We start from the raw sequence: 1,568 nt of genomic DNA, 5'->3' as shown, positions 1-1,568 counted from the left end.
ATTATAACAGAAAAAAACTTTTTACTGGTGGTTATCTTTTCCTCCAGTCTGTTTATTATGGTCTGAAGATGGATTCGATCTGCCGAAAGATCAAATACCGTTACAAATATAAATATGACCTCAATGCAATCCTCTCAGATCTGATCTATGCCAGAGTGTTGGAACCCTCCAGCAAAACCTCTTCTTTCAAAGCCGCACAGCAGTTTCTGGAAGCGCCAACATATGAGCTCCATGATATCTACCGTGCGCTTTCTGTTCTCGCAAAAGAGTGTGACTTCATACAGTCTGAAGTTTACAAGAACAGTTTCTTCCTGGGGAACAGAAACGATAGGATTCTTTATTATGACTGCACAAACTACTACTTTGAGATAGAGCAGGAAGATGGAGATAAAAAATACGGGAAATGTAAAGAACACCGACCGAATCCGATCATTCAGATGGGCTTGTTCATTGATGGGGATGGACTTCCATTAGCTTTTTCTCTTTTTCCGGGTAATCAGAATGAACAGAAGTCCTTGAAGCCTCTGGAGACAAAAATCCTTCAGCAGTTCGGCTGTCAGAAATTTATCTATTGCAGTGACGCCGGGTTAGCATCTGAAGATAACCGGCTCCTTAATCATCTCGGACAGCGTTCCTTTATTGTAACGCAGTCCATCAAAAAGCTTCCGGCAGAAGATCGGGAATGGGCCTTGAACCCTAAAGGATTTAAACGGCTGTCCGATGATTTCCCTGTCGATATCAAACAGCTTTCCGAGGATGATAAACAGGGGCTTTTTTATAAAGATGAACCGTATACTACAAAAAAACTCCATCAGCGCCTGATTATAACCTATTCTCCCAAATATGCTGCATACGAGAAAGCTGTCCGCGCGGAGCAGATCGCCCGGGCTGAAAAAATGGTCGCCAACGGCTCCGTGAAAAGACAGCGAAAAAATCCGAATGATCCTGCAAGATTCGTAAATAAGGTTGCAGCAACTAAAGAAGGAGAAAAGGCAGAGATCCACTATTACCTTGATTTCGAAAAGATCGCGGAAGAAGAAAAATATGATGGCCTTTATGCAGTCTGTACGGATCTGTTAGACGATGATGTTGCGGACATCCTGAAAGTCAGTGAAGGCAGATGGCAGATTGAAGACTGTTTCCGGACCATGAAAACAGACTTTGACGCACGTCCTGTTTATGTCAGTCGTGAAGATCGTATAAAAGCTCATTTCCTCATCTGCTTTTTAGCTTTACTGCATTTCCGGATGCTAAAAAAGACATTAAAAACCCCCTATACTACAGAGCAACTGTTACATGTACTGCGCAACATGAAGTTTGCCGATATAGAGGAACAAGGCTTTATGCCGGTATATGAACGTCAAAGGATCACGGACGAGCTACATGAAGCATGTGGCTTCCGTACAGACTATCAATTAATAACAAAACGGAAAATGAAAGAGCTCCAGAAAAAAAGTAAGCGAAGATAAAACATTACTATATTTCAAGTATGGTGCACAAAGTGCCACAATCCCTGTATCTTCAAGGATTGTGGCACTCGTTTTTCTTTTCAACTGTCAAAGATGGGA

1 protein-coding gene is annotated in these 1,568 nt (G+C 42.0%); it reads left to right on the top strand.

Annotated elements, in window-relative coordinates:
* The coding region (locus LKD70_RS18435) for an IS1634 family transposase (RefSeq protein WP_227709310.1) at window positions 1-1,469 on the top strand (1,469 nt) is incomplete at its 5' end.
* Between the last annotated feature and the right edge of the window lie 99 nt (window positions 1,470-1,568).

The sequence above is a fragment of the Ruminococcus turbiniformis genome, assembly GCF_020687545.1.
GTDB classification, from domain to species: Bacteria; Bacillota; Clostridia; order Lachnospirales; family Lachnospiraceae; genus Mediterraneibacter; species Mediterraneibacter turbiniformis.
Note: the sequence above shows the minus strand (reverse complement) of the source record. Positions and strands in the feature narration are given on the sequence as shown.